Raw genomic sequence first — 20,393 nt, 5'->3', positions numbered from 1 at the left:
GTTTATGCCTCCTGGATGGTTTCGTCAATCTCAGCCGGGGTTTCCGCGGCGGATTCAGCTTCATCAAAAAGCGGGCGCAGGCCGCGGGCGTATTGGATTTCCTCATTGGAGGCACCTCCACCGATCATCGGCCACACCTGCGCATCTTGGCCGACGATGAAGTCAATGACAACTGGCTTATCGTTAATTTCCTGCGCGCGCTTAATGGCCGGAACGACTTCTTCTTCGCTCGTGACCCGGATGGCTTCACAACCGAGTGCCTCGGCCAAACGGACGAAGTCCGGGGTGAAGGCGTTTTCTTCGCGCAGCTTGGTGTGCGAATAGTGCTGGTCATAAAACAGCGTCTGCCATTGCCGGACCATTCCAAGGTTTCCGTTATTAATGACGGCAACCTTAAACGGGAAGCCTTCCACGGCGGCGGTGGTAAGTTCCTGGTTGGTCATTTGGAAGCAGCCATCACCATCGATGGCCCAGACTTCCTTATCTGGGCGCGCTGCCTTTGCACCCAAGGCAGCGGGAACGGCATAGCCCATGGTTCCAGCACCACCGGAGTTGATCCACGAACGCGGGTGTTCAAAGTCCAAGAACTGCGCGGACCACATCTGGTGCTGGCCCACGCCCGCACAGTAGATAGCTTCCGGCCCCACGGTCTCACTGAGCTTTTCCAAGACGAATTGCGGGTTCAGCAGGCCATCATCGGTGGGCTCATAACCGCGCGGGAAACGCTGCTGCATGCCGCGCAGGTAATCATGCCACTGTTTCACCTCGGCGGCCGGCTGTACATCCTTCTTGCGGTACTCCTTACTCAACGCGGTCAAGCACTTTTTGGCATCGCCGACGATGGGGACCGTAACTTCCCGGATCTTGCCAATCTCAGCTGGGTCAATATCGGCGTGGACGACCTTCGCCTTGGGTGCGAATGTTGAGGTATCGCCGGTCACGCGATCATCGAAGCGGGCACCGATGGCAATGATGAGATCGGCGCGCTGCATCGCCGCGACGGCTGGGACCGTGCCGTGCATGCCCGGCATTCCCAGGTGCAGCGGGTGGGAGTCCGGAAAGGTCCCCAGCGCCATCAAGGTGGTAACCACAGGGATATTCGTGAGTTCCGCAAACTCCAGCAACTCTTGGGAGGCATTAGCTTTAACGACTCCGCCGCCGACGTAGAGCACGGGCTTTTCCGCTTGCGACATCAATTCCACGGCCTGGGCCACCTGCCGGTGGTGTGGCTTGGTGACTGGCTTGTATCCCTGCAGGTCAAGCGTTTCCGGGAAGCGATAATCTACAAAGCCGTTTTGCACGTCCTTCGGGATATCCACGAGCACCGGACCGGGGCGGCCGGTGGAAGCCAAGTGGAAGGCAGCCGAAATTGCAGAAGGGATCTCGGCGGGATCCGTCACGATGTAGTTGTGCTTGGTAATGGGCATGGTGACACCGCGGATATCGGCCTCTTGGAAGGCATCGGTGCCCAAAAGGTTGCTGCCCACCTGGCCGGTGATGGCGACGATGGGAACGGAGTCCAGGTTGGCATCGGCAAGCGCGGTAACCAGGTTGGTCGCACCAGGACCGGAGGTAGCGATGCACACGCCCACCTTTCCGGAAGCCTGCGCATAGCCCTCGGCGGCGTGGCCGGCGCCTTGTTCATGGCGGGTTAGCACATGGCGAAGCTTCGTTGAACCATGCAGTGCATCGTAGAGCGGAAGCACGGCACCGCCGGGAATACCGAATACGAGATCGGTGCCCAGATCTTCCAGCGTGCGGACAATAGCATGAGCCCCACTCATTCGCTCCGCAGACGCAGCAGAAGTTGCAGCGGCCGCGGAAGCAGGCGTGGGCGAGGATGTCGTTACCACGGTGTATGTGCTCCTTGGTTTGGTCTGTCATGGAAACTGATCATCGAAAACGCCCTAGTTACAACTAAAGCCCCCGCGGGCCGGTGGTCTGCGGGGGCGAAAGCGTCGACGTTCAGGAAACGTCGCGGTCACCGCCGCGCTCGTACCACCTGAAGTCGAATAATGATCATATTTCCAACTATATACCGATAGAATTATATCTGGAAGCGATTACCCCCTTTTGGGAAAACTTTCCCATATGTTGAAACGCGGTGGAAAAATGGTTCGCTTCCCCACCACATGGTCAATTAGGCTGGCTGACTATGACCCCACCAGCACAGGACAAACAACCTCGTCAGTCCACCACCCAGGCAGAGGTCTTCACCCCTTCCCGCGACCACATCTTGGGCATTTTAATTCTGTCCACGATCGCCTTATTAAGCATTGGCTGGGCGCCCAAATACCTGGGGTGGCTGCTGATTATCCCCGTTATCGGCCTCTGGTGGGTCCTCAAGGCCCGCACACGGGTCTCTGAGAAAGGCATTTCCATTTCGTATGCGTTCCGGAAGAACGTTTCTATCGCATGGGATGATTTCGCCGGGATTGGCTTCCAGCGCGCCCGGGCCTTCGCGCAGACTAAAAATGGTGCGAAACACAACCTGCCTGGCGTAACCTTCAACTCACTGCCCCGCCTGGCGCAGGCATCCCGCGGGCGCATTCCCGATGCCCTCACTCAAGGCCGCGAGGCAGCCGATGACAAGGTCGTCATCGTGCACCGCGACGGTCAGCAGATCCTCCTAAGCAAAGAGGAATATGCTGCATACCTAGAAAAACACCCCGAGCTTAAAGATTCGGCAGAAAACTAAATCTACTTTCTCCTCCCCCCATTGACCAATCTAAAAGGAATGGTGACTTAAACCATGTTCCCACTGCGCTCTAAAGTAACCACCGTCGGACGTCAAGCCTCCGGTGCGCGTGCCTTGTGGCGCGCTACCGGTACCAAAGAAAATGACTTTGGCAAGCCGATTGTCGCCATCGCCAACTCTTATACGCAGTTCGTCCCCGGCCACGTGCACCTGAAAAATGTCGGTGATATCGTCGCCGATGCCGTCCGCGAAGCCGGTGGCGTGCCCAAGGAGTTCAATACCATTGCCGTGGACGACGGCATTGCCATGGGGCATAGCGGCATGCTGTACTCTTTGCCCTCGCGCGAAATCATCTCCGATTCCATCGAGTACATGGCCAATGCGCATACTGCCGATGCCCTCGTCTGCATCTCCAACTGCGATAAGATCACCCCGGGCATGCTCAATGCCGCAATGCGGTTGAATATCCCCACGATCTTCGTCTCCGGCGGACCTATGGAGGCCGGCAAGGCCGTCGTGGTCGATGGCGTTGCTCATGCTCCGACCGACCTGATTACCGCAATCACCGCATCCGCAAACGATAGCGTGAGCGATTCCGGCTTGGCCCAGGTCGAAGAATCCGCCTGCCCCACCTGCGGTTCCTGCTCCGGCATGTTTACGGCCAACTCCATGAACTGCTTGACCGAGGCTCTCGGTTTGGCGCTTCCTGGCAATGGCACCACCCTAGCCACCCACAGCGCGCGCCGTGAGCTCTTTGAGAAGGCCGGCTCCACCATCGTGGATATGTGCCGCCGCTACTACGGCGAGGAAGACAAGTCCGTCCTGCCGCGCAATATCGCCACCAAGGAAGCCTTTACTAATGCCATGGCCCTCGATATGGCCATGGGCGGATCCACCAACACCATCCTGCACACCCTCGCCGCAGCGCAGGAGGGCGAAGTGGACTTCACGCTGGATGATATTAATGACATCTCCTACCGCGTGCCTTGCCTGTCCAAGGTTGCGCCCAACGGCACCTATCACATCGAGGATGTGCACCGCGCCGGCGGCATTCCGGCCATTTTGGGCGAGCTGCGCCGCGCGGGCCACCTCAACCTCAAGGTGCACACCGCCCTCTATGACAATGCGGAGCAGTGGCTCGATGATTGGGATATCCGCAATCCCCGCGTAACCGATCAGGCCCGCGAGCTGTACTACGCCGCTCCCGGTGGCGTGCGCACGACGGAGCCATTCTCCCAGTCCAACCGGTGGGATGAACTAGATACTGACGCGGTCAATGGCTGCATTCATGATGCCGACCACGCCTTTTCTTCCGACGGCGGCCTGGTGGTCCTGCGCGGCAACCTGGCGCCAGACGGGGCCATCGTCAAGGCAGCCGGCGTGGAAGAAGAGCTGTGGACCTTCTCTGGCCCAGCCCGCGTGGTGGAGTCCCAAGAGCAGGCCGTGTCCATCATCTTGAATAAAGAAGTCCAGCCAGGCGATGTCGTCGTCATTCGCTACGAGGGCCCCTCCGGTGGCCCCGGCATGCAGGAGATGCTCCACCCGACGTCCTTCCTCAAGGGCGCAGGTTTAGGCAAGGCCTGCGCCTTGATTACCGACGGCCGCTTCTCCGGCGGCACCTCCGGGCTCTCCATCGGCCACATTTCTCCTGAGGCCGCCCACCAGGGGCTTATCGGGCTCATTGAGAACGGCGATACCATTTCCATCAATATCCACGAGCGCGAGCTCACGCTCGACGTGGACGATGATGTTCTGGAGCGCCGCCGCGCCGCGCAAGAACAACGCGAAAAGCCATGGACGCCGGTGGACCGCAACCGCCCGATTACCAAGGCGCTGCGCGCCTATGCCGCGATGGCGACCTCCGCGGACCGCGGCGCGGTGCGCGTGGTAGACGGCTTTGTGAACTAGCACAATTGGCTGCTAAATCACTGTGACCTCGGTGGGGTGCGAGCTCTGTAGTTAAAAATCGCGTAACTTGTACCGCGATGAAATTCGCTCGTACCCCGTTATTCCGATATACCGTGGCCCTGCTGGGGTTCCTTTTCGGCGCTCGGAAGGTCGTTGAAGACACCCGCATCACAGACTTCCCCATCGATATGGTGGTCTACCGCGAGGGAGTCAAGGCCTTCCTCGAGCACCGCTCCGTCTATAGCGCGCCGATGCCCGCCGGCGATATTCAGCTGCCCTTCATTTATCCGCCCTTTGGCGCCTTAGCGATGGTGCCGTTGACGGCCTTTGACGCCATCGACCACACCCTGGCCGGCAATATCATGGTGATCCTTTCGGATCTCCTAGTGCTCGTGTGCCTCTACTTCGTTTTCAGGGCGGTGCTCAAAAAGCCAGAATTCCTCTTGCCCGTAACCGCCATTACCTGGGCCATTGTCTTACACTTTGAGCCGGTCGACCTCAATAACAACTATGCCCAAATCAATATAGTGGTCATGGCGCTTGTTATCTTCGACCTCGTTCCGCGCAAGCGATTCCTGCCGCAGGGAATCCTCGTCGGCGTGGCGGCCGCCATCAAGATAACCCCTCTGGCGATGCTGCTCTACTTCCTTGTGCGCAAGGAATGGAAGCAGATTGCGACCGCACTTTTCTCCGCCGTAGCGGCCACCCTTCTTGCCGCCGCCTTCCGCTGGGAGGCTTTCGTGGAGTTCTTCAGCTCCACACTGCTCGACATGGGCTCCGGCCGCGACTTCGGCGTGGGAACCGAGTACCAGTCCAATAGCTCCATCAAGGGCGCCATTCAGCGCATGTATCCATCCATCGAACCCATGGAGGCGAATGGCCTGACGATAGGCTTCGCGTGGATCGCGGCCTCCCTTATTGTCATCGTCGTTGCAGCGTGGCTCATCAAGCGCCTGTGTGAGGAGCATTTGCTTGTCGATGCCCAATTGGTCACCGCCCTCACCGTCCTGCTCATCTCCCCTGTTTCTTGGTCCCATCACTGGGTCTGGCTCACGCTTATCATCCCGGTCTTCGCCTACCGCGCGTGGAGCTGGCTTTCTACCGGATGGGCTGCCCGCAACCTCCTGGCCGTCCTCATCGCCTGGGCAGCCCTGTTGCTCACCGTTCCACCGAAGTGGTGGTGGGGAGATCAAGTCGATGTCCATGCCATGAACCACTTCCAGAAATTCTGGGTGGATGACTTCGTCTGGCTCACCGTGCTTACCGTAGCGCTGTATGCGGCCGCATTCTGTGCCGCCCAGCGCAAGCAGACCACACGTAGCGCTACTCCTGCTCCGCTAGCGACTTAAGCGCGGCGAGGTGGGCATCGAATGCGGACTTGCCGGTAGCAGTGAGCATAACCCACACGGTGTCCTTATCGCGGGAAGACCCGTACTCGCGGAATCGGCTGATATAGCCTTCGTTTTCCAAGGCGGTTAATTGTTTAGATAAAGTAGCGGCCGATTGCCCCACTTCTTCCCGCAGCGCCGCGAAGCGCATTTCGCGGCGCACCTGTCCCTCCACCGCACCCCGCGCGTTTAATACCGCGCAGATCTTGAAGCGATTGAGAGGATAGATAACCGGGTCAATATCACTGAGCACTACGGCCTTCTCCTTGCCGCGCTGCAAGGTCCAAGGCACGAGATTGCAGCACCCAGACCATTGCCACTGCCCACACCGCGATGAAGATCACCAAGGCCCACATGTGCTCACGCAGCATGTTGGTGATAAAGATCGGGATAAGTATTACTGCCATCCCCGCGTAGTATTTCTTATCGGCCTTGGGCTGTGAATGTGGGTCCTGGCGATAGCTGGTCCGCACCTTGCTCTGATGATGAAGCAGCGCCCACACGATGAGGCCTATAAGGACAAAGTAGAAAATGAGAAACGCGACGGGGTGTATTATCTCCGCGAATACTGTTATTCCCACATAGAACACAGCGAATGCGATCACTAGGAGGATATTTTGCATAAGCCGCTTTCGCTCAGCGCCTTGATCCTGCAGGCTGTCATTAAACTCGAGCGACTTCTTTAGCTCATCTTCCATTTTCTACCACCATCCCCAAAATCCAGATTCCATACTTTCCGTTATGGCAATTCTTTCACTTTCCATGATGGAAAGCAAGGGTGAAAAGAAAATCCCCACCGCATTAACTGCGGCGGGGTTCCACTTACGCGGTAGCGAGTAACAGGCTAAGCGATGGGGTTTACGGCTGCGCCAAAGAACCACACGGCAACCAAGATGGCGATACCGACCACCACAAAGACCCACGACGTACCCAGCGGGCGCCGCGCCCAAGAGCGACCAAAGTCCAAGGAAATGAAACCAGGACCGGTAAATTGCAGGCCAATCGCGATAACGAAAAGGACCAGCGATAGCCATACCGAGTCCGGCCAGTCAAAGACCTGCAGACCAGCGCCCGATTCCGCCAGTTCGTGCAAGGCGGTGAAACCGGTAACGACCAAACCGAGCATGGCCGCAAGAGGGCTAATCAGGCCCAAAAGGAGGAATGCTCCGGCGATCAGCTGCACGGTTGGTACCGCCAAGGCAAAGGAATTAGCCCAAGCGTACTGCGAGTAATCGCTTTCCAGTCCGGAGACTCCGGCGCCATCGCCCAGCGAGAAGAACGTGGACACGCCAGCGATGATGAGGTAGGCGCTCATAGCCAAGCGGACAAAGAAGAGGCCAAAGTCAATGGTGCCGCGGCGCCCATAACGCTTGTAGCCTTCCTTATCCTCCTGTTCCTGCTGAAGCTTGCGCTCTTGTTCCGCCAGCTCTTCTGGACTCAAGCCGGCATCGTCTGCCGCAAAACCTTCGGCCTGCGACGCCGCTGCGGGATCCAATACCGCGGTATCCTCACCTGCGGATTGCTGGTTTCCCTGCTGCGTGGCCCCATTAGCGGCATTGGGCAAAACCTCCGTCTCCGCCGCCTCTTGCTTCTGCGGCCGAATTTCTTGCGGTTCGGCGCGCCCTGCGCGGGCAAAGACATCGGGGTTATCCTGCCGCATGGAATCGTAGGCTGGAACGTTAAGATCCTCGTCTAAGGGATTGGCTTTATCCGGTTGCTGCTTATCGCTCATATGACCAACTTAAGACAGTTGCCTGCAGTTTTGCGGTACCGTTATCGGCGCGCCGCAATTGTCCCCGCACTCCTCTTCCCCCAGCCCCCATCTTGTTGTAATATCAACAATGTCACATAGTTGACATATAAACATTAATTACCGGCGGGGACACTTTCCCCGCCTTATGAATCCACCAGAATTGGGAACGAATCGATGACTTCACACGACTCCGACTGGGCCGGAGATGCCCGCAATGCTTCACCAGATGGCGAGTTTATTCGCGATACCACCTATATCGAAGACCGCATTTCACCAAAGGTATCCGAGATAACCGCGCAGGATGATGGCACCTTTTACTGGCCCATGGAGGCTGGCCGTTACCGCCTGGTGGCGGCCCGTGCCTGCCCGTGGGCGCACCGCGCGGTCATCGCTCGCCGCCTGTTGGGCTTAGAGGACTCCATTTCCTTGGCCCTCGCCGGGCCCGTACACGATGCGCGGTCCTGGACATTCGACCTCGACGAGGGCGAAGTAGACCCGGTTTTGGGCTACAAGCGCCTGCAGGAAGCCTACTTCGAGCGCTTTCCAGATTACCCCCGCGGAATTACTGTGCCAGCCTTGGTAGAAGAATCCACCGGCCGGGTAGTCACCAATGATTACCCCTCGATGGTGCGCGATTTTATTGAAAAGTGGACGGACTTCCAGGCAGAAGGCGCTCCCGATCTCTTCCCTGAACAGCACCGCGAGGAGATGAACGAGCTCAACGAGTACATCTTCCACGGCATCAATAATGGCGTGTACCGCTGCGGTTTTGCCGGCTCGCAAGAAGCCTACGAAGAGGCTTATGACCAACTGTGGGAGGCGCTCGATTGGGCCGAGGAGCGCCTGGGCACCCAGCGCTATATGGTTGGCGATCACATTACCGAAACCGATATCCGCCTATTTGCCACCCTCGTGCGCTTCGATCCCGTGTATTACTCGCACTTCAAGTGCTCGCGCCACAAGATCCAGGAACTGCCCAACCTGCGCGGCTACCTGCAAGAACTATTCCAGCTACCGGGCTTTGGTGATACCACCGATTTCACCGAGATCAAACAGCACTACTTTGCCACGCACACCGAAATCAACCCCACCCGCATCGTTCCGGTGGGACCGGATATGTCCTGGCTAGCAGAGCCGCACGACCGCGATCGCTTTGGCGGGCAGCCCTTTGCCCCTGGCGTGCGACTCCCGGGCCCCATTCCCTCCGGCGAGGAAGTAAAGAATCCGGAAGACTTTCAGCTTAAGCTCTTCCCAGCCCCGCAGCCGCGTTAATCACAGACCGCGTCAGATCGCTTAAGACCTCGGATTCTAGGCGCCAACGCTGCCAGTAGAGGTCGATGTCGAGCTGGTGGTCATCGAGAAGCAGCAGCTCTTTCGATTCCACCAGCGGCTGGGCCTGGACCTGCGGCAAAAGCCCCCACCCCAGGCCCACGCGCACGGCCTCCAGGTAGCCTTCCGAAGAGGGAATTTGCGAGACCCGTGCGCGCACGACGTGGGAGTCAATAAAGCGCTCGCGCATGGCATCATCGAGCACTTGGTCATTGGGGCCATAGCCCACCAGCGGCATCGTCTCCCAGGTAAACCGCCCTGAATGAAAGCCTTCCGCGATATGCGGGGCGGCAACGGCGAAATAGCGCATGGTCCCCAAAAACGTGGAATCGCACCCGGATACCGGCGAATGCTCCCTCGTTACCGCACCCAAAACATCGCCGCGCCGCAGCATCGCGAGCGTGCGGGCCTCATCCTCAATGCGTATGCGCAGGGCAACGTCTCCCTGCTGCGCGGTATCGCTTAATACCTGCGTAAACCAGGTGGCGAGCGAGTCGGAGTTGATGGCCACCGACAGGGGCACGCGCGCTAGGCGCTGGCCCAACCGGGCATCGGTTTCCGCCTGCACCAACGCCATGCGCCGGGCCGCCTGTACGAGGACTTCGCCGGCTTCCGTCGCCCCCACCGGATTCGCCCGCCGCACCAGCACACGGCCGGTGCTCGCCTCCAACGCCTTAATGCGCTGGCTTACCGCAGATGGGGAAATCCCCAGGACCGAGGCGGCGACCTCAAAGCTTCCTTCCTCCACGATGGCCAGCAAGGTTTCCAAATGTACCGGGTTCATGAAGCTATTCTAAACCATATGAAGATAGATTAACTGGACTTATTTACCGCTTGGATCCACACTAGGGGCATGTCCATCGTGCTTGCTGGTTTTGTGCTTGGTTTATCCCTCATCGTGGCCGTCGGCCCCCAAAATGCGATGCTGTTGAAATACGGCATCCGCCGCGATCACATCGGGCTCATCATCGTGGTGTGCGCGCTTTCCGATGTCATCCTCATTACCTCCGGCACCGCCGGTGTCGGCTACCTGGTTGAGCGCTTTCCCAATGCGCTTGAGGCGCTCAAGTACATCGGCGCGGCATACCTCGCCTTTTTCACCTTCACCTGCTTCCGCGATGCCTTCAAAACCAAGGGCGAGGCCATCGACGTGGAATCCACTTCCCCTAATTCCACCGAGGAAGTCGCGACCTTCGACGGCGACACCACGGGTGGGGCCGGCACCGGGCACGGTTCTGTCGCCACAGCTACCGCCACCCAGCGCCAGGAAATTAAGCGCTCTCCCTCCTGGGTTAAGCCACTACTTACCGCGCTGGCGCTAACCTGGCTCAATCCAGGCGCCTATGTTGATGTGCTGGTCATGCTCGGCGGCATCGCCAACCAGTATGGCGACCCCGGCCGGTGGCTTTTCGCCGGCGGTGCCATTGCCGCCAGCTTTACGTGGTTTCCCGTCATTGGCTTTGGCGCTGCCCGCTTCTCCCACGTCCTCTCCCGCCCCGAGGTATGGCGCTGGATCAACGTTGGCATCGGCGTCATCATGGTTGGCCTGACCCTCAAGCTCCTCCTGCTGTAATCCCTTGGCCAGCTCCAGCCCTAAGCGTTAAAAGGGGCATCGGCAAGCACAAGGCATAGAAAATCCCTCCCCGGGAAATCCTGGGGAGGGAAATTTATTGCTCTAAGGCGAGATTACTTCTGGGAGCTTTCCGCTTCGGAAGACTCATCGTCTTCCTCTGGGTCACCGATAGCACCGGTTTCTTCGATCCACTTTTCAATCTCTTCCGGCGAGCGGTCGTGCTCTACGCCCTCGCGCTCGATGTAGTAGGTGTGATCGTCCTGGTTTTGCTTCTCAAATTCTTCCTTATCAAAGTCCACATCGTCATCACCGTCAAGCTTTTCCGTCACCTCGGTCACGAGCTCTTCATAGAGGGATTCGCTATCCATATTGGAATCCTCGAGGTGCTGGCCAATCTCGTCGTCGTAGCGATCTGCGTCGTATTCCTTGTTCGGGTTCAGCTTCAGGTGCATCAGCGAACGCACGCGCTCGCGGCGCAGCGCCTCGTCCTGAATCTTGGACTGGCTGCGGAACCATGCGAAGACCAAGACGGCCACCATCGCGATGCCCATGTAGCCGATGACCGGGTAGACGTACTGCATCAAGGTCTTGAAGCCGAAGAAGGAGACGCCGAAACCTGCGAAACAGCCGGCGATGAAGATAACGCGGAACTTTGCCTCATTGCCCGCGGAAAGGCGCTTACCCAATGCGTAGAACATACCAATGGCGGTATTGAAAATCATCAGGTAAATAATGATGGCCATGATTGCGCCCAAGACTGGGTTGACGCTATCGACCAAGGACAGCATCGGGATATCGGAGCCCTCAATCTCCTCGGCGTTCATCAGCAGGGAGAAGCCTGCCAGGCCCATCATGACGGAGTAGACGATGCCGCCTACGATGCCGCCCCAACCGGCCTCACGGGGGCTAATGTTATCGCCGCCGATAACCAGCGACATCGAAACCGCCAGCATCAAAGCTAGGCCGTTGTAGTTCAGCGCGGAGACCAACCAGTTGCCGATCGGGGTATCGATTTGGCTGGAGGCTTCCATTGCCGCACCGATATCGTCCGGCATATTGAACATGGTGTAGATGGCCACACCAATGACGGCAATAATGATGGACGGCGTGAGCATACCGATGACCTTGGACACCTTATCGACGTCCATCATACCGACGGCAATCACGAGCCCCAACATCAGCGTCGAGCCGATCCAAGCCTGCCAGCCAAATTGCTGCTCCATATTGGAACCGGCACCGGCCAGCATCACGAAGCCGATGGCGAAGAGCGTGATGATAACGGCGACGTCCAATAGCTTAGACACGATAGGGTGGGTGACCTTGCGGAATACCGTGTTGTGCTCAGTGGCGTGGAAATAGCTGCCCAATTGCAAGAACACGGTGCCCGCCAGCGTCATAATGGCCGCTGCGACCACAATGCCGGCAATACCCCAGGTGCCGAAGGCGGTGAAATATTGCACGACCTCTTGGCCCGTAGCAAAGCCCGCGCCTACCAGCAGGCCCACGAAGGACATAGCCATGGCGAGAATATTTTTATAAGACACAGTTGCCTAACTTTTGTAGCGGATAATTTTCACACACCAGTGCGCGCGTCCTAGGCCCCCTCCTTATCCCCCGACGCGTGCGGGGAGGCGCGGCGCAGGAGTGTGCTCCTGTGCACATGGTACGTAACCCAATAACGAAATCCTACTTGCACGTGCGTGAAATACAATACATCATCTTTTGTCGATGAAGTAGCTTACATACTTAATCCGCGAAAGTTTCCGTATCGATGACAAAACGGAACTTCACATCACCGGCAACAACCCGCTCATAGGCTGCGTCAACGTCATCAACGCCCACCTTTTCGATGACCGCGCCGATGCCGTGTTCTGCACAAAAGTCCAGCATCTCTTGGGTTTCGGCAATGCCGCCAATATTGTTTCCGGTCAATACTTTACCGCCACCAACGAGGTTGCCCATCGTGATTCCCAGTTCCTCCGGCGGCAGGCCGACCACAGACATGATCCCCCGCGGCTTCAACAGCTGCAGGTAGTCATTGAGGGAATAGGAGGCGGAAATAGTAGACAAAATCAGGTCAAACTCGCCCTTGTGGTTGGCAAAGAAGTCGGGGGCCTCACCCGTTGCCAACACCCGCTGCGCGCCGAGCTTGTAGGCTTCTTGTTCCTTGCGCAAGGAGCGGGAAATGACGGTGACCTCAGCGCCCTTGGCGGCGGCGATCTGCACGCCCATGTGGCCCAGACCGCCAAGGCCAACGACGGCTACCTTATCGCCTTCCTTGACCTGCCACCGGGCCAAGGGCGAGTAGGTGGTAATTCCGGCGCACAAGAGCGGGGCGGCAACATCAAAGTCGAGGCCTTCCGGAATCGTCAACACAAAATTCTCATTGACCACGACCTTTTGCGCATAGCCGCCCTGGGTAATGGTCCCATCGACGTCTTCAGAGTTATAGGTTCCCACCGAGCCGTTCAGGCAGCTTTGCTCCTGCCCATTGCGGCACTGCTCGCACACCCCGCAAGAGTTGACCAAGCAGCCCACACCCACGCGGTCGCCTACCTTAAACTTGGTGACCTTGTCCCCTACCGCTTCGACCACGCCAGCGATCTCGTGGCCCACCGTCAGCGGGAAGTGGGCCTCGCCCCACTCATTGCGAATGGTGTGAATATCCGAGTGGCAAATGCCTGCCGCCTTGATATCGATGACGACGTCATCTTCGCGCGGATCGCGCCGTTCGATTTCTACGGTGCGAAAAGGTGCATCTGGGCTCGTTTTTTGCAGAACTTTAGATTTAATTGGCATGTCACATAGTCTACGCTTTGCCGTCCTGACCTGCCCAAATGAAAACTATAGTCAATTTAAAAACCACGAAAGCCAGCCTCCGCCCCTTGTGGAAGCAGGGACGAAGACTGGCTAGATTAGTGGCGTATTAGCTCAGCTTTTCCGCGATCAGCTTATTAACCTGACCCGGATCCGCCTTGCCTTGCGTCGCCTTCATCACGGCACCGACGATCGCGCCGGTGACCTTCTTATTGCCGGCGCGGTACTTCTCCACGATGTCCGGGTTTGCGGCCAAGGCATCATCCACGGCCTTTTCGATGGCCCCATCATCGCGCACGACCTCGAGACCGCGCTTGGCGACGACCTCATCAACATCGCCCTCGCCCGCCAGTACGCCATCGACGGCTTGGCGCGCCAGCTTGGTGGTCAGCTTGCCTTCCTTGACCAAGGCGATGACGCGGGCGATGTGGGCCGGGGTGATATCCAGCTCAGCCAGGGTCTTGTCCTGCTCATTGGCCTTACCTGCAAGATAAGACACCCACCAGGAACGAGCCTCGTCCGGCTTCGCGCCGACTTCGACCGTCTCCACGATGAGATCCAGCGCGCCCGCGTTGACTAGGTCGCGCATCTCCTCGTCCTTAATGCCCCACTCCTTTTGGATGCGGGCGCGGCGGACCCACGGCAGCTCCGGAAGGGTTGCGCGCAGCTCTTCTACCCACTCGCGCGGGGCGATGACCGGCGGCAAATCCGGGTCATTGAAGTAGCGGTAATCTTCCGCGGTCTCCTTCGGGCGGCCCTTAGAGGTAGAGCCATCGGTTTCTTGGTAGTGGCGGGTCTCCTGCTCGATGCTGCCGCCATCTTCTAATACCTGTGCCTGGCGCTGCATCTCAAAGCGTACGGCCTGTTCGACCGAGCGCATGGAGTTGATGTTCTTCGTCTCGGTACGGGTACCGAATTCTTCTTGGCCGATAGGGCGCAAGGAAAGGTTGGAGTCTACGCGCATGGAGCCTTGATCCATGCGGGCATCGGACACGCCCAACGCAGCGACGAGCTCGCGCAGCGCCGAGACATAGGCCTTTGCCACCTCGGGGGCGCGCTCGCCGGCGCCGATGATGGGCTTGGTGACGATCTCAATGAGCGGAATGCCCGCGCGGTTGCAGTCCACCAGGGATGCGGTAGCGCCGTGGATGCGGCCATCGGCGCCGCCCAGGTGGGTCAGCTTACCGGTGTCTTCTTCCATGTGGGCGCGCTCGATTTCCACGCGCCATTCCGTGCCATCTTCCAGTACGACGTCGAGGTAGCCGTCATAGGCAATCGGCTCATCGTACTGGGAAATCTGGTAGTTCTTTGGCTGGTCCGGGTAGAAATAATTCTTGCGGGCAAAGCGCGAGGACTCCGCGATGGAGCAATTAAGCGCCAGGCCAATCTTGATTGCACCCTCCACGCCCTTGGAGTTAACCACGGGAAGAGCCCCGGGAAGGCCCAGCGATACCGGATCGGTATTGGAGTTAGGGGCTGCGCTGAAGTTCGTGGCGGATGTGGAAAACATCTTGGTTTCCGTATCCAGCTCCACGTGGACTTCCATGCCCATTACCGGTTCATACTTGTCGAGGACCTCGTCGAAGTCCATCAGGTCATACATCGCAGCAGTCATGCGTGCCATCTTAATACGTCCGTGCACTCTCGCGCGCTAGCCCCTAGGGTGACTGTCATGACGACTCCACATACAGTAGACACTTCGCTTGTCGATGCCCCACTGATTAACATCGCAGTCTTTTCTACCGCCCCCTCGACCGAAGAGATCACAGAGGCTGTTACCGGGACCTTTTCGGGGCGTGCCGGAGAGATTACTCCCGGCAAGAACCCAGGCAGCCTCGTCGTTCCTATCGATGGCGCGTTTGTCCTGCACTACCAGACCATCGATTCTGCACCCACCCCAGATAGTTACGGCCTCCACCCCATCTTGAGCGCCGATGCCGGCGACCTCAACACCGCGGGAGCCCAAGTGCTAGTCTCAGTCCTTCCGGATAATCAGGAACACGACCTCTCTCACCAATTCCGCGAGCCGCGCCGCGAGCACCTAGAGCTGCTATCCCAAGCGACGTCCGCCGTAGCCCAGCACCCCAACTGCCTCATCATCCACAACCCGCGCGGCAACGTCTCCATCTCCCCGGCGATGTTTAACGATGCCGTGCGCAATAACCTCGCCCCCATGCATATCGCGCCGGTGTGGATTACGCAATCGGGCGGCGAGCTCCGCGGCTATTCTATGGGACTGGTCCAAGCGGGCCACCCGGAAATCCAGGCGCGCACCAGCTCGATGGATCCCACGGACCTCTATTACAAGCTGGCAAATATCGCCAACCATATCCTGCAAGGCGCCACCGTCAAAGGCGGCGATACCTTGGCCTTCGAGGAAGGCCAGGCCTCACTCACCATCACGGAGGAGCCCTGGTTCGTAGACCAGAACTTCCCCGCTGTCACCATTAACTTTTAGCTGACTTTGGCCTTGCGGGCATCGCTAAAGCGGCACAGCGCAGCCAGGATCGCGCCGGACAAGTTGTGCCACACGGAAAAGACAGCGCCGGGCAAGGCAGCCAGTGGGCTCATATAGGAAGAGGCAAGGCTAGTGGCCAGCCCGGAATTTTGCATTCCTACCTCCACGGCCATGGTGCGGCGGACCGGAACCGGCTGGCGGGTAAAGAGGCCCGCGAGATAGCCCAAGCCATAGCCGCACGCGTTGTGAATGACCACGGCGGCAAAGACCAGCACACCGGCGGTGACGATATTGTCATGCGCGCCGCCGACGACAATGCACACGATCAAGGCAATCGCGGTAACCGAAATCCACGGCAATGCCGCCTGAATCTTCGCCACGAGCCGGGGAAGCAGCATGCCGATGACGATGCCCGCGATGACCGGAACGAGCACCACCTTGACGATGGACCACGCCATCGATGCCGCGGAGACCGGCATGTATTCGCCCGCCAACCACAAGGTCAATAGCGGGGTGAGGATGGGCGCCAAGAGCGTGGAGATGGAGGTCATGGTCACCGAAAGCGCGACATCGCCGCGCGCTAAGTAGGACACCACGTTAGAGCTCGTGCCGCCTGGGGCGCAGCCGACCAAAATCACTCCAGCCGCAACCGCTTCTGGCAGATCCATGACTGCCACCACCGCGAGCGCGATCAGCGGCATAATGACGAACTGCGACACCACGCCGAGCACCACGGGCAGTGGCCGGCGCACCACGAGCGCAAAATCGACGGGCTTGAGGGTAAGCCCCATGCCAAACATGACGATGCCCAACAGCGGCGTTACCTGCGGGGCAAAGGATGCCGCGGTATCCGGGGCGATGTAGCCAATAATGCTGCCGATAATAACGAGTATGGGAAAACCCAGCGCCGCGATGAGCGCTTGCCGTTCTTCCTGTTTTTCTGTAGCGCTATTGGTACTCATATACAAAAGAATACCCTCCCACCATGTGAGAGGGCGATCTTAATATTCGAGACGGCGGAGGTTTAACAGACCTTAGCCGAACAGGGCTTGCGCATTGCGGTAGCGGGCATCTGGCACCGTCTTCAGCGTACCCACGGCCTCTTCCAATGGCACGAGGTCGATATCTTCACCGTGCAGGGCAACGCACATTCCCGAGTCCCCATTGTGCGCCGCGCGGGCAGCGTGCACGCCGTAGCGGGTCGCCAGGACGCGGTCATACGCGGTGGGTGTGCCGCCGCGCTGGATGTGGCCCAACACGGTGGTGCGCACGTCATAGCCGGTGCGCTTATTGATTTCATCGCCAATGACCTGGCCAATGCCATTGAAGGTTTGGTGGCCAAATTGGTCGACGCCACCGGCCTCAAACTCCATGGTGCCCTCCTTCGGCAGGGCACCTTCGGCCACACAAATGATGCCGTATTTCTCACCCATCTGGAAGCGGCGTTCCATCGCCTTGGTAATCTCCGCGATATCGAAGGGCTCTTCTGGAATCACGGTGTAATGTGCGCCGCCGGCCATGCCTGCGTGCAAAGCAATCCAGCCCACGTGGCGGCCCATGACCTCCACGATGAGGATGCGGTTGTGGGATTCAGCCGTCGTGTGCAGGCGGTCGATCGCATCCGTTGCCACCGATACCGCGGTATCGAAGCCGAAGGTATAGTCCGTGGCGTTGACGTCATTATCAATGGTCTTCGGCACGCCCACGACGGGGATGCCATTATCGTTAAGCCACTTAGCGCCCTTGAGCGTGCCTTCGCCACCGATGGCAACGAGGGCATCGACCTCGGCCTCGCGCATATTCGTCTTGATCTGCTCCAGGCCGGCCTTAAATTTATCGGGGTGCAGTCGGCCGGTACCCAAAATGGTGCCGCCACGCAAGAGAATCCGGTCGATGCCGGCATCGTCGTAAAGATCGCGCCGACGGTCTTCTAAAAGGCCAACCCACCCGTCTTCGTAGCCCACGACGGTATCGCCAAATTCGTTGGATGCGGTTCGCACAACCGCACGGATTACAGCATTCAGGCCGGGGCAATCGCCACCGGAAGTCAGTACAGCAAGACGCATAACCCCCAATTTAGCGCAGGATTTTTATCCATGCAGCGTGTCCACGTAGCGCAGTGAGGAGATAAGTCCCACCACCAGCGCGATAACAATCACGAGAATCGAATTGATGATCGCCGTAGTCGGATTACCCGTTTGCATTACGGCGGAGACTAGAGCCACGCCCACCACGGATCCCACCTGGCGGGAGGTGTTATACGCCCCCGACGCCGCGCCCATGTGGTGAGGTGAAATATCGCGCAGCGTCGTTGCCGCATTAGAGCCCCAGATAAAGGACTGGCCGATTCCTAGAACGGCGATGGGCAAGGCCAACCACCACGGATTGGCGTCGGCATGCATGACCCACCAGGCCAAACACAGCGAGGCGATCATCAGGCTAAACCCCACCAGCCCCATCAGGCGCGGATTCACCACGTCCGTGAGGATGCCGGCGATGGGTGACATCAGCATCGAGACCAGCGCCATGGGAGCCACGATAATGCCGGCCTCCCCGGCGGATAACCCCTTGACCGATTGCAACCACAACATCACCGGCAGCATGACCGAAGCCGCCATAAAGCCCATGGTTAATATGCCCACGGAACCGGCCGCATAATTGCGGTTGTGGAAGAGCTCCACCGGAAAAAGAGGCGTAGAGCCGCGATCCTGCGCGCTAGTCTGCAAGCGCACAAAGGCGATGCTTGCGACTATGCCGATGGCAAGCACCACTAGCACCCGCCAGTCCCAATCCAGCTCTGGGCCTTGTTGAATGCCAAAGACGATGGACCCTAGCGCAATGAGCGAGACTATGGCCGAGGGCTTATCGATGTCCTGGGCCGTGGTCGGCAGCTTCGGTATCCACAGCAGGGCCAGCACGATGGCGGCGATAACAAATGGAATATGCACCCAGAAGGCCGCCTGCCAGCCAAAAGAAGCCACGAGGAACCCGCCGAGCAGCGGCCCAGCCAAGGATGCCACCGAACCGATAATCCCCCATACCCCCAGCGCGCGCCCACGGCGCTCGCGGGCGAATACCCGGTTAATAACGGACATCGTCTGTGGCATCTCCAGCGATGCTCCGAGACCCTGCACGATGCGCGCGACGATGAGCACTTCTATCGACGGCGCCAGCGCACACGCTACTGCGCCGATCCCAAACAGTGCCACGCCGATGCAAAACAGGGCGCGCTGACCGAGGACATCGCCAAGCCGCCCCGTAAAAAGCAGCGGCACTACGACGGCAAGCAAAAAGGCGGCCGAAACCCACATGATTTCATTGACCGTGGCGCCCAAATCCGCCTGAATCTCCGGCAAGGCGATGGCTACCATCGATTGGTCCAACAGGGATACAAAGAAACCGAGGGATAGGGCAAACATGGCGAGCCATGCTTGGCGCTCCGATGGCAGGTTAGTCTCCGCAATCATGGCAGGAATTCTAGCGGGGCACACAAATCAGGCCTAGACTGGCCACCATGTCCATGATTGATATCAAGAAACCGCAAGACGTATCCACCGCCACCACCGTTACCCTCGGCCTTATCGGTGGTTGGGTCACCGCCCGCGAGACCGGCATTCGCCCGCTCGGCGGCGTCATCCTCGGCGCAGCGGGCCTATGGGCCGGCCGTTCTTGGGCCAAGAAGACCAACCCCGCCACGACCGCAGGCCTGTCCGCCCTGTATGTCGGCGCGTTCGGCGCCTCCCACCCATTGGCAAAGAAGATTGGTTCCTGGCCAGCAGTCCTCGCCGTGACGGCCGCCTCCGCAGGCGCTGCCTACGCGCTTTCCGATGCCAAGTAGTCCACCCCGCCACATACACAACAGCACCATGGTCCCCCGCCAAGGAGGATCATGGTGCTGAATGGTTTTGTGAGTATTTACTCCACAACGTTGAAGACAACGGCGTTGTCCTCAGTGCCCAGTGCGGCCTGGCCGTCAGGCAGAGCATAGAAGGAAGGCTCGGACTCGAGGACGTCACGCAGGGAATCAGAAAGTGCCTGGGTGTGGTCATCACACGCCACCTTGGTGGAGACGAAGTCACCTACGTGAATGGTGCCATCCTTATCCACATCGTAGGAGGTGGTGTAGGTATTGCAGCCATCATCGAGAACCAGGGACTGATCCTTGTCGAACTGCACGGTGAACTGACCGTCTTCCTTAACGGAGTGCAGCTCACCGGTGATGGTCTGGCCCTCGATGTTGGGCACCAGCTTGTCAGCGTCTGCCGGCAGGGATTCCACCAGGTCGCTCTTGGCGGTGGTGTCTGCCACCTCGGTGCCGGGCTCAGCCGGTGCCGGGTTTGCTGCGGGTTCCTCAGCGTTTGCTACGCCCATGGTCATGAGCGCAGCTGCGGAGACGGACATCGTCGCGGTTGCAATCTTTTTCAAAGTCATACCCATTAATCTACCCCTGCCGGATGGGCATCCAACAG

General features: G+C 58.8%; 19 protein-coding genes. 7 read left to right on the top strand and 12 right to left on the bottom strand.

All coding sequences use genetic code 11. From position 1 onward, the window contains the following. Window positions 1–2 precede the first annotated feature (2 nt). Window positions 3–1,853 (bottom strand): acetolactate synthase large subunit, encoded by a 1,851-nt coding sequence (locus tag ACLI1Q_RS05685; RefSeq protein ID WP_411697135.1) that lies wholly within the window; start codon window positions 1,851–1,853, stop codon window positions 3–5. Window positions 1,854–2,155: 302 nt separating this feature from the next. On the opposite strand from ACLI1Q_RS05685, the gene ACLI1Q_RS05680 reads away from it, so the two are divergent. The 3 genes from ACLI1Q_RS05680 (at window position 2,156) to ACLI1Q_RS05670 (ending at window position 5,955) form a co-directional block, all read left to right on the top strand. Continuing rightward, window positions 2,156–2,698 (top strand): PH domain-containing protein, encoded by a 543-nt coding sequence (locus ACLI1Q_RS05680; protein ID WP_023026397.1) that lies wholly within the window; start codon window positions 2,156–2,158, stop codon window positions 2,696–2,698. Between the two features lie 54 nt (window positions 2,699–2,752). Beyond that, window positions 2,753–4,606 (top strand): dihydroxy-acid dehydratase, encoded by a 1,854-nt coding sequence (gene ilvD, locus ACLI1Q_RS05675; RefSeq protein ID WP_239267686.1) that lies wholly within the window; start codon window positions 2,753–2,755, stop codon window positions 4,604–4,606. 77 nt (window positions 4,607–4,683) lie between these two features. Further along, window positions 4,684–5,955 (top strand): glycosyltransferase family 87 protein, encoded by a 1,272-nt coding sequence (locus ACLI1Q_RS05670; protein ID WP_239267688.1) that lies wholly within the window; start codon window positions 4,684–4,686, stop codon window positions 5,953–5,955. Here ACLI1Q_RS05670 and ACLI1Q_RS05665 read toward each other — a convergent pair. The 3 genes from ACLI1Q_RS05665 to ACLI1Q_RS05655 form a co-directional block, all read right to left on the bottom strand. After that, window positions 5,930–6,247, bottom strand: coding sequence for a transcriptional regulator (locus ACLI1Q_RS05665; protein ID WP_239267690.1), 318 nt, complete (start codon window positions 6,245–6,247; stop codon window positions 5,930–5,932). The two genes, ACLI1Q_RS05670 and ACLI1Q_RS05665, sit on opposite strands and share 26 nt — an antisense overlap. After that, the gene (locus tag ACLI1Q_RS05660) at window positions 6,237–6,692 is read right to left on the bottom strand and encodes a cb-type cytochrome C oxidase subunit IV (RefSeq protein ID WP_239267692.1); all 456 of its coding nucleotides are present in this window, start codon (window positions 6,690–6,692) and stop codon (window positions 6,237–6,239) included. Before ACLI1Q_RS05660 ends, ACLI1Q_RS05665 begins: the two co-directional genes overlap by 11 nt. A gap of 146 nt (window positions 6,693–6,838) precedes the next feature. Continuing rightward, window positions 6,839–7,726 (bottom strand): DoxX family protein, encoded by an 888-nt coding sequence (locus ACLI1Q_RS05655; protein WP_239267694.1) that lies wholly within the window; start codon window positions 7,724–7,726, stop codon window positions 6,839–6,841. A 195-nt stretch (window positions 7,727–7,921) separates the two neighbouring features. On the opposite strand from ACLI1Q_RS05655, the gene ACLI1Q_RS05650 reads away from it, so the two are divergent. Further along, a complete protein-coding gene (locus ACLI1Q_RS05650) occupies window positions 7,922–9,019 on the top strand; it encodes a glutathione S-transferase family protein (protein ID WP_239267695.1) in 1,098 nt (365 codons plus the stop codon). Here ACLI1Q_RS05650 and ACLI1Q_RS05645 read toward each other — a convergent pair. Further along, a complete protein-coding gene (locus tag ACLI1Q_RS05645) occupies window positions 8,988–9,860 on the bottom strand; it encodes an ArgP/LysG family DNA-binding transcriptional regulator (RefSeq protein WP_239267697.1) in 873 nt (290 codons plus the stop codon). The genes ACLI1Q_RS05650 and ACLI1Q_RS05645 overlap by 32 nt on opposite strands. Before the next feature lie 69 nt (window positions 9,861–9,929). On the opposite strand from ACLI1Q_RS05645, the gene ACLI1Q_RS05640 reads away from it, so the two are divergent. Further along, window positions 9,930–10,649: a LysE/ArgO family amino acid transporter gene (locus ACLI1Q_RS05640; RefSeq protein WP_239267699.1), complete on the top strand. Its 720-nt coding sequence runs from the start codon at window positions 9,930–9,932 to the stop codon at window positions 10,647–10,649. A 113-nt stretch (window positions 10,650–10,762) separates the two neighbouring features. On the opposite strand, the gene ACLI1Q_RS05635 is transcribed toward ACLI1Q_RS05640, so the two are convergent. From ACLI1Q_RS05635 to gatB, 3 genes are all read right to left on the bottom strand, one after another. Further along, the gene (locus ACLI1Q_RS05635) at window positions 10,763–12,193 is read right to left on the bottom strand and encodes a hypothetical protein (RefSeq protein WP_239267701.1); all 1,431 of its coding nucleotides are present in this window, start codon (window positions 12,191–12,193) and stop codon (window positions 10,763–10,765) included. A gap of 202 nt (window positions 12,194–12,395) precedes the next feature. Next, window positions 12,396–13,448, bottom strand: coding sequence for an NAD(P)-dependent alcohol dehydrogenase (locus ACLI1Q_RS05630; RefSeq protein ID WP_239267703.1), 1,053 nt, complete (start codon window positions 13,446–13,448; stop codon window positions 12,396–12,398). Window positions 13,449–13,575: 127 nt separating this feature from the next. After that, complete coding sequence (gene gatB / locus ACLI1Q_RS05625) at window positions 13,576–15,081, bottom strand: Asp-tRNA(Asn)/Glu-tRNA(Gln) amidotransferase subunit GatB (RefSeq protein ID WP_239275322.1); 1,506 nt, start codon at window positions 15,079–15,081, stop codon at window positions 13,576–13,578. Between the two features lie 57 nt (window positions 15,082–15,138). On the opposite strand from gatB, the gene ACLI1Q_RS05620 reads away from it, so the two are divergent. Beyond that, entirely contained in the window at window positions 15,139–15,924 is a 786-nt protein-coding gene (locus ACLI1Q_RS05620; RefSeq protein WP_284849478.1) for a DUF4261 domain-containing protein, read from the top strand. Here the strand turns inward: ACLI1Q_RS05620 and ACLI1Q_RS05615 are convergent. The 3 genes from ACLI1Q_RS05615 to ACLI1Q_RS05605 form a co-directional block, all read right to left on the bottom strand. Beyond that, a complete protein-coding gene (locus ACLI1Q_RS05615; RefSeq protein ID WP_411697134.1) occupies window positions 15,921–16,886 on the bottom strand; it encodes a bile acid:sodium symporter family protein in 966 nt (321 codons plus the stop codon). The genes ACLI1Q_RS05620 and ACLI1Q_RS05615 overlap by 4 nt on opposite strands. 72 nt (window positions 16,887–16,958) lie before the next feature. Then, complete coding sequence (locus ACLI1Q_RS05610; protein WP_005280236.1) at window positions 16,959–17,990, bottom strand: ATP-dependent 6-phosphofructokinase; 1,032 nt, start codon at window positions 17,988–17,990, stop codon at window positions 16,959–16,961. A 24-nt stretch (window positions 17,991–18,014) separates the two neighbouring features. Continuing rightward, entirely contained in the window at window positions 18,015–19,391 is a 1,377-nt protein-coding gene (locus ACLI1Q_RS05605; protein WP_284631832.1) for a DHA2 family efflux MFS transporter permease subunit, read from the bottom strand. Between the two features lie 47 nt (window positions 19,392–19,438). Between ACLI1Q_RS05605 and ACLI1Q_RS05600 the strand changes: the two genes are divergently transcribed. Continuing rightward, complete coding sequence (locus tag ACLI1Q_RS05600) at window positions 19,439–19,762, top strand: membrane protein (RefSeq protein ID WP_005282483.1); 324 nt, start codon at window positions 19,439–19,441, stop codon at window positions 19,760–19,762. Between the two features lie 77 nt (window positions 19,763–19,839). On the opposite strand, the gene ACLI1Q_RS05595 is transcribed toward ACLI1Q_RS05600, so the two are convergent. Continuing rightward, on the bottom strand, window positions 19,840–20,355 hold the full coding sequence (locus ACLI1Q_RS05595) for an META domain-containing protein (RefSeq protein WP_239267715.1): 516 nt from the start codon (window positions 20,353–20,355) through the stop codon (window positions 19,840–19,842). Window positions 20,356–20,393: the final 38 nt, after the last annotated feature.

Origin of the sequence: Corynebacterium limaceinasi, from assembly GCF_046717465.1 — a bacterium.
In the GTDB taxonomy this organism is placed as follows: domain Bacteria; phylum Actinomycetota; class Actinomycetes; order Mycobacteriales; family Mycobacteriaceae; genus Corynebacterium.
This window is presented reverse-complemented; position numbering and strand designations above follow the sequence as displayed.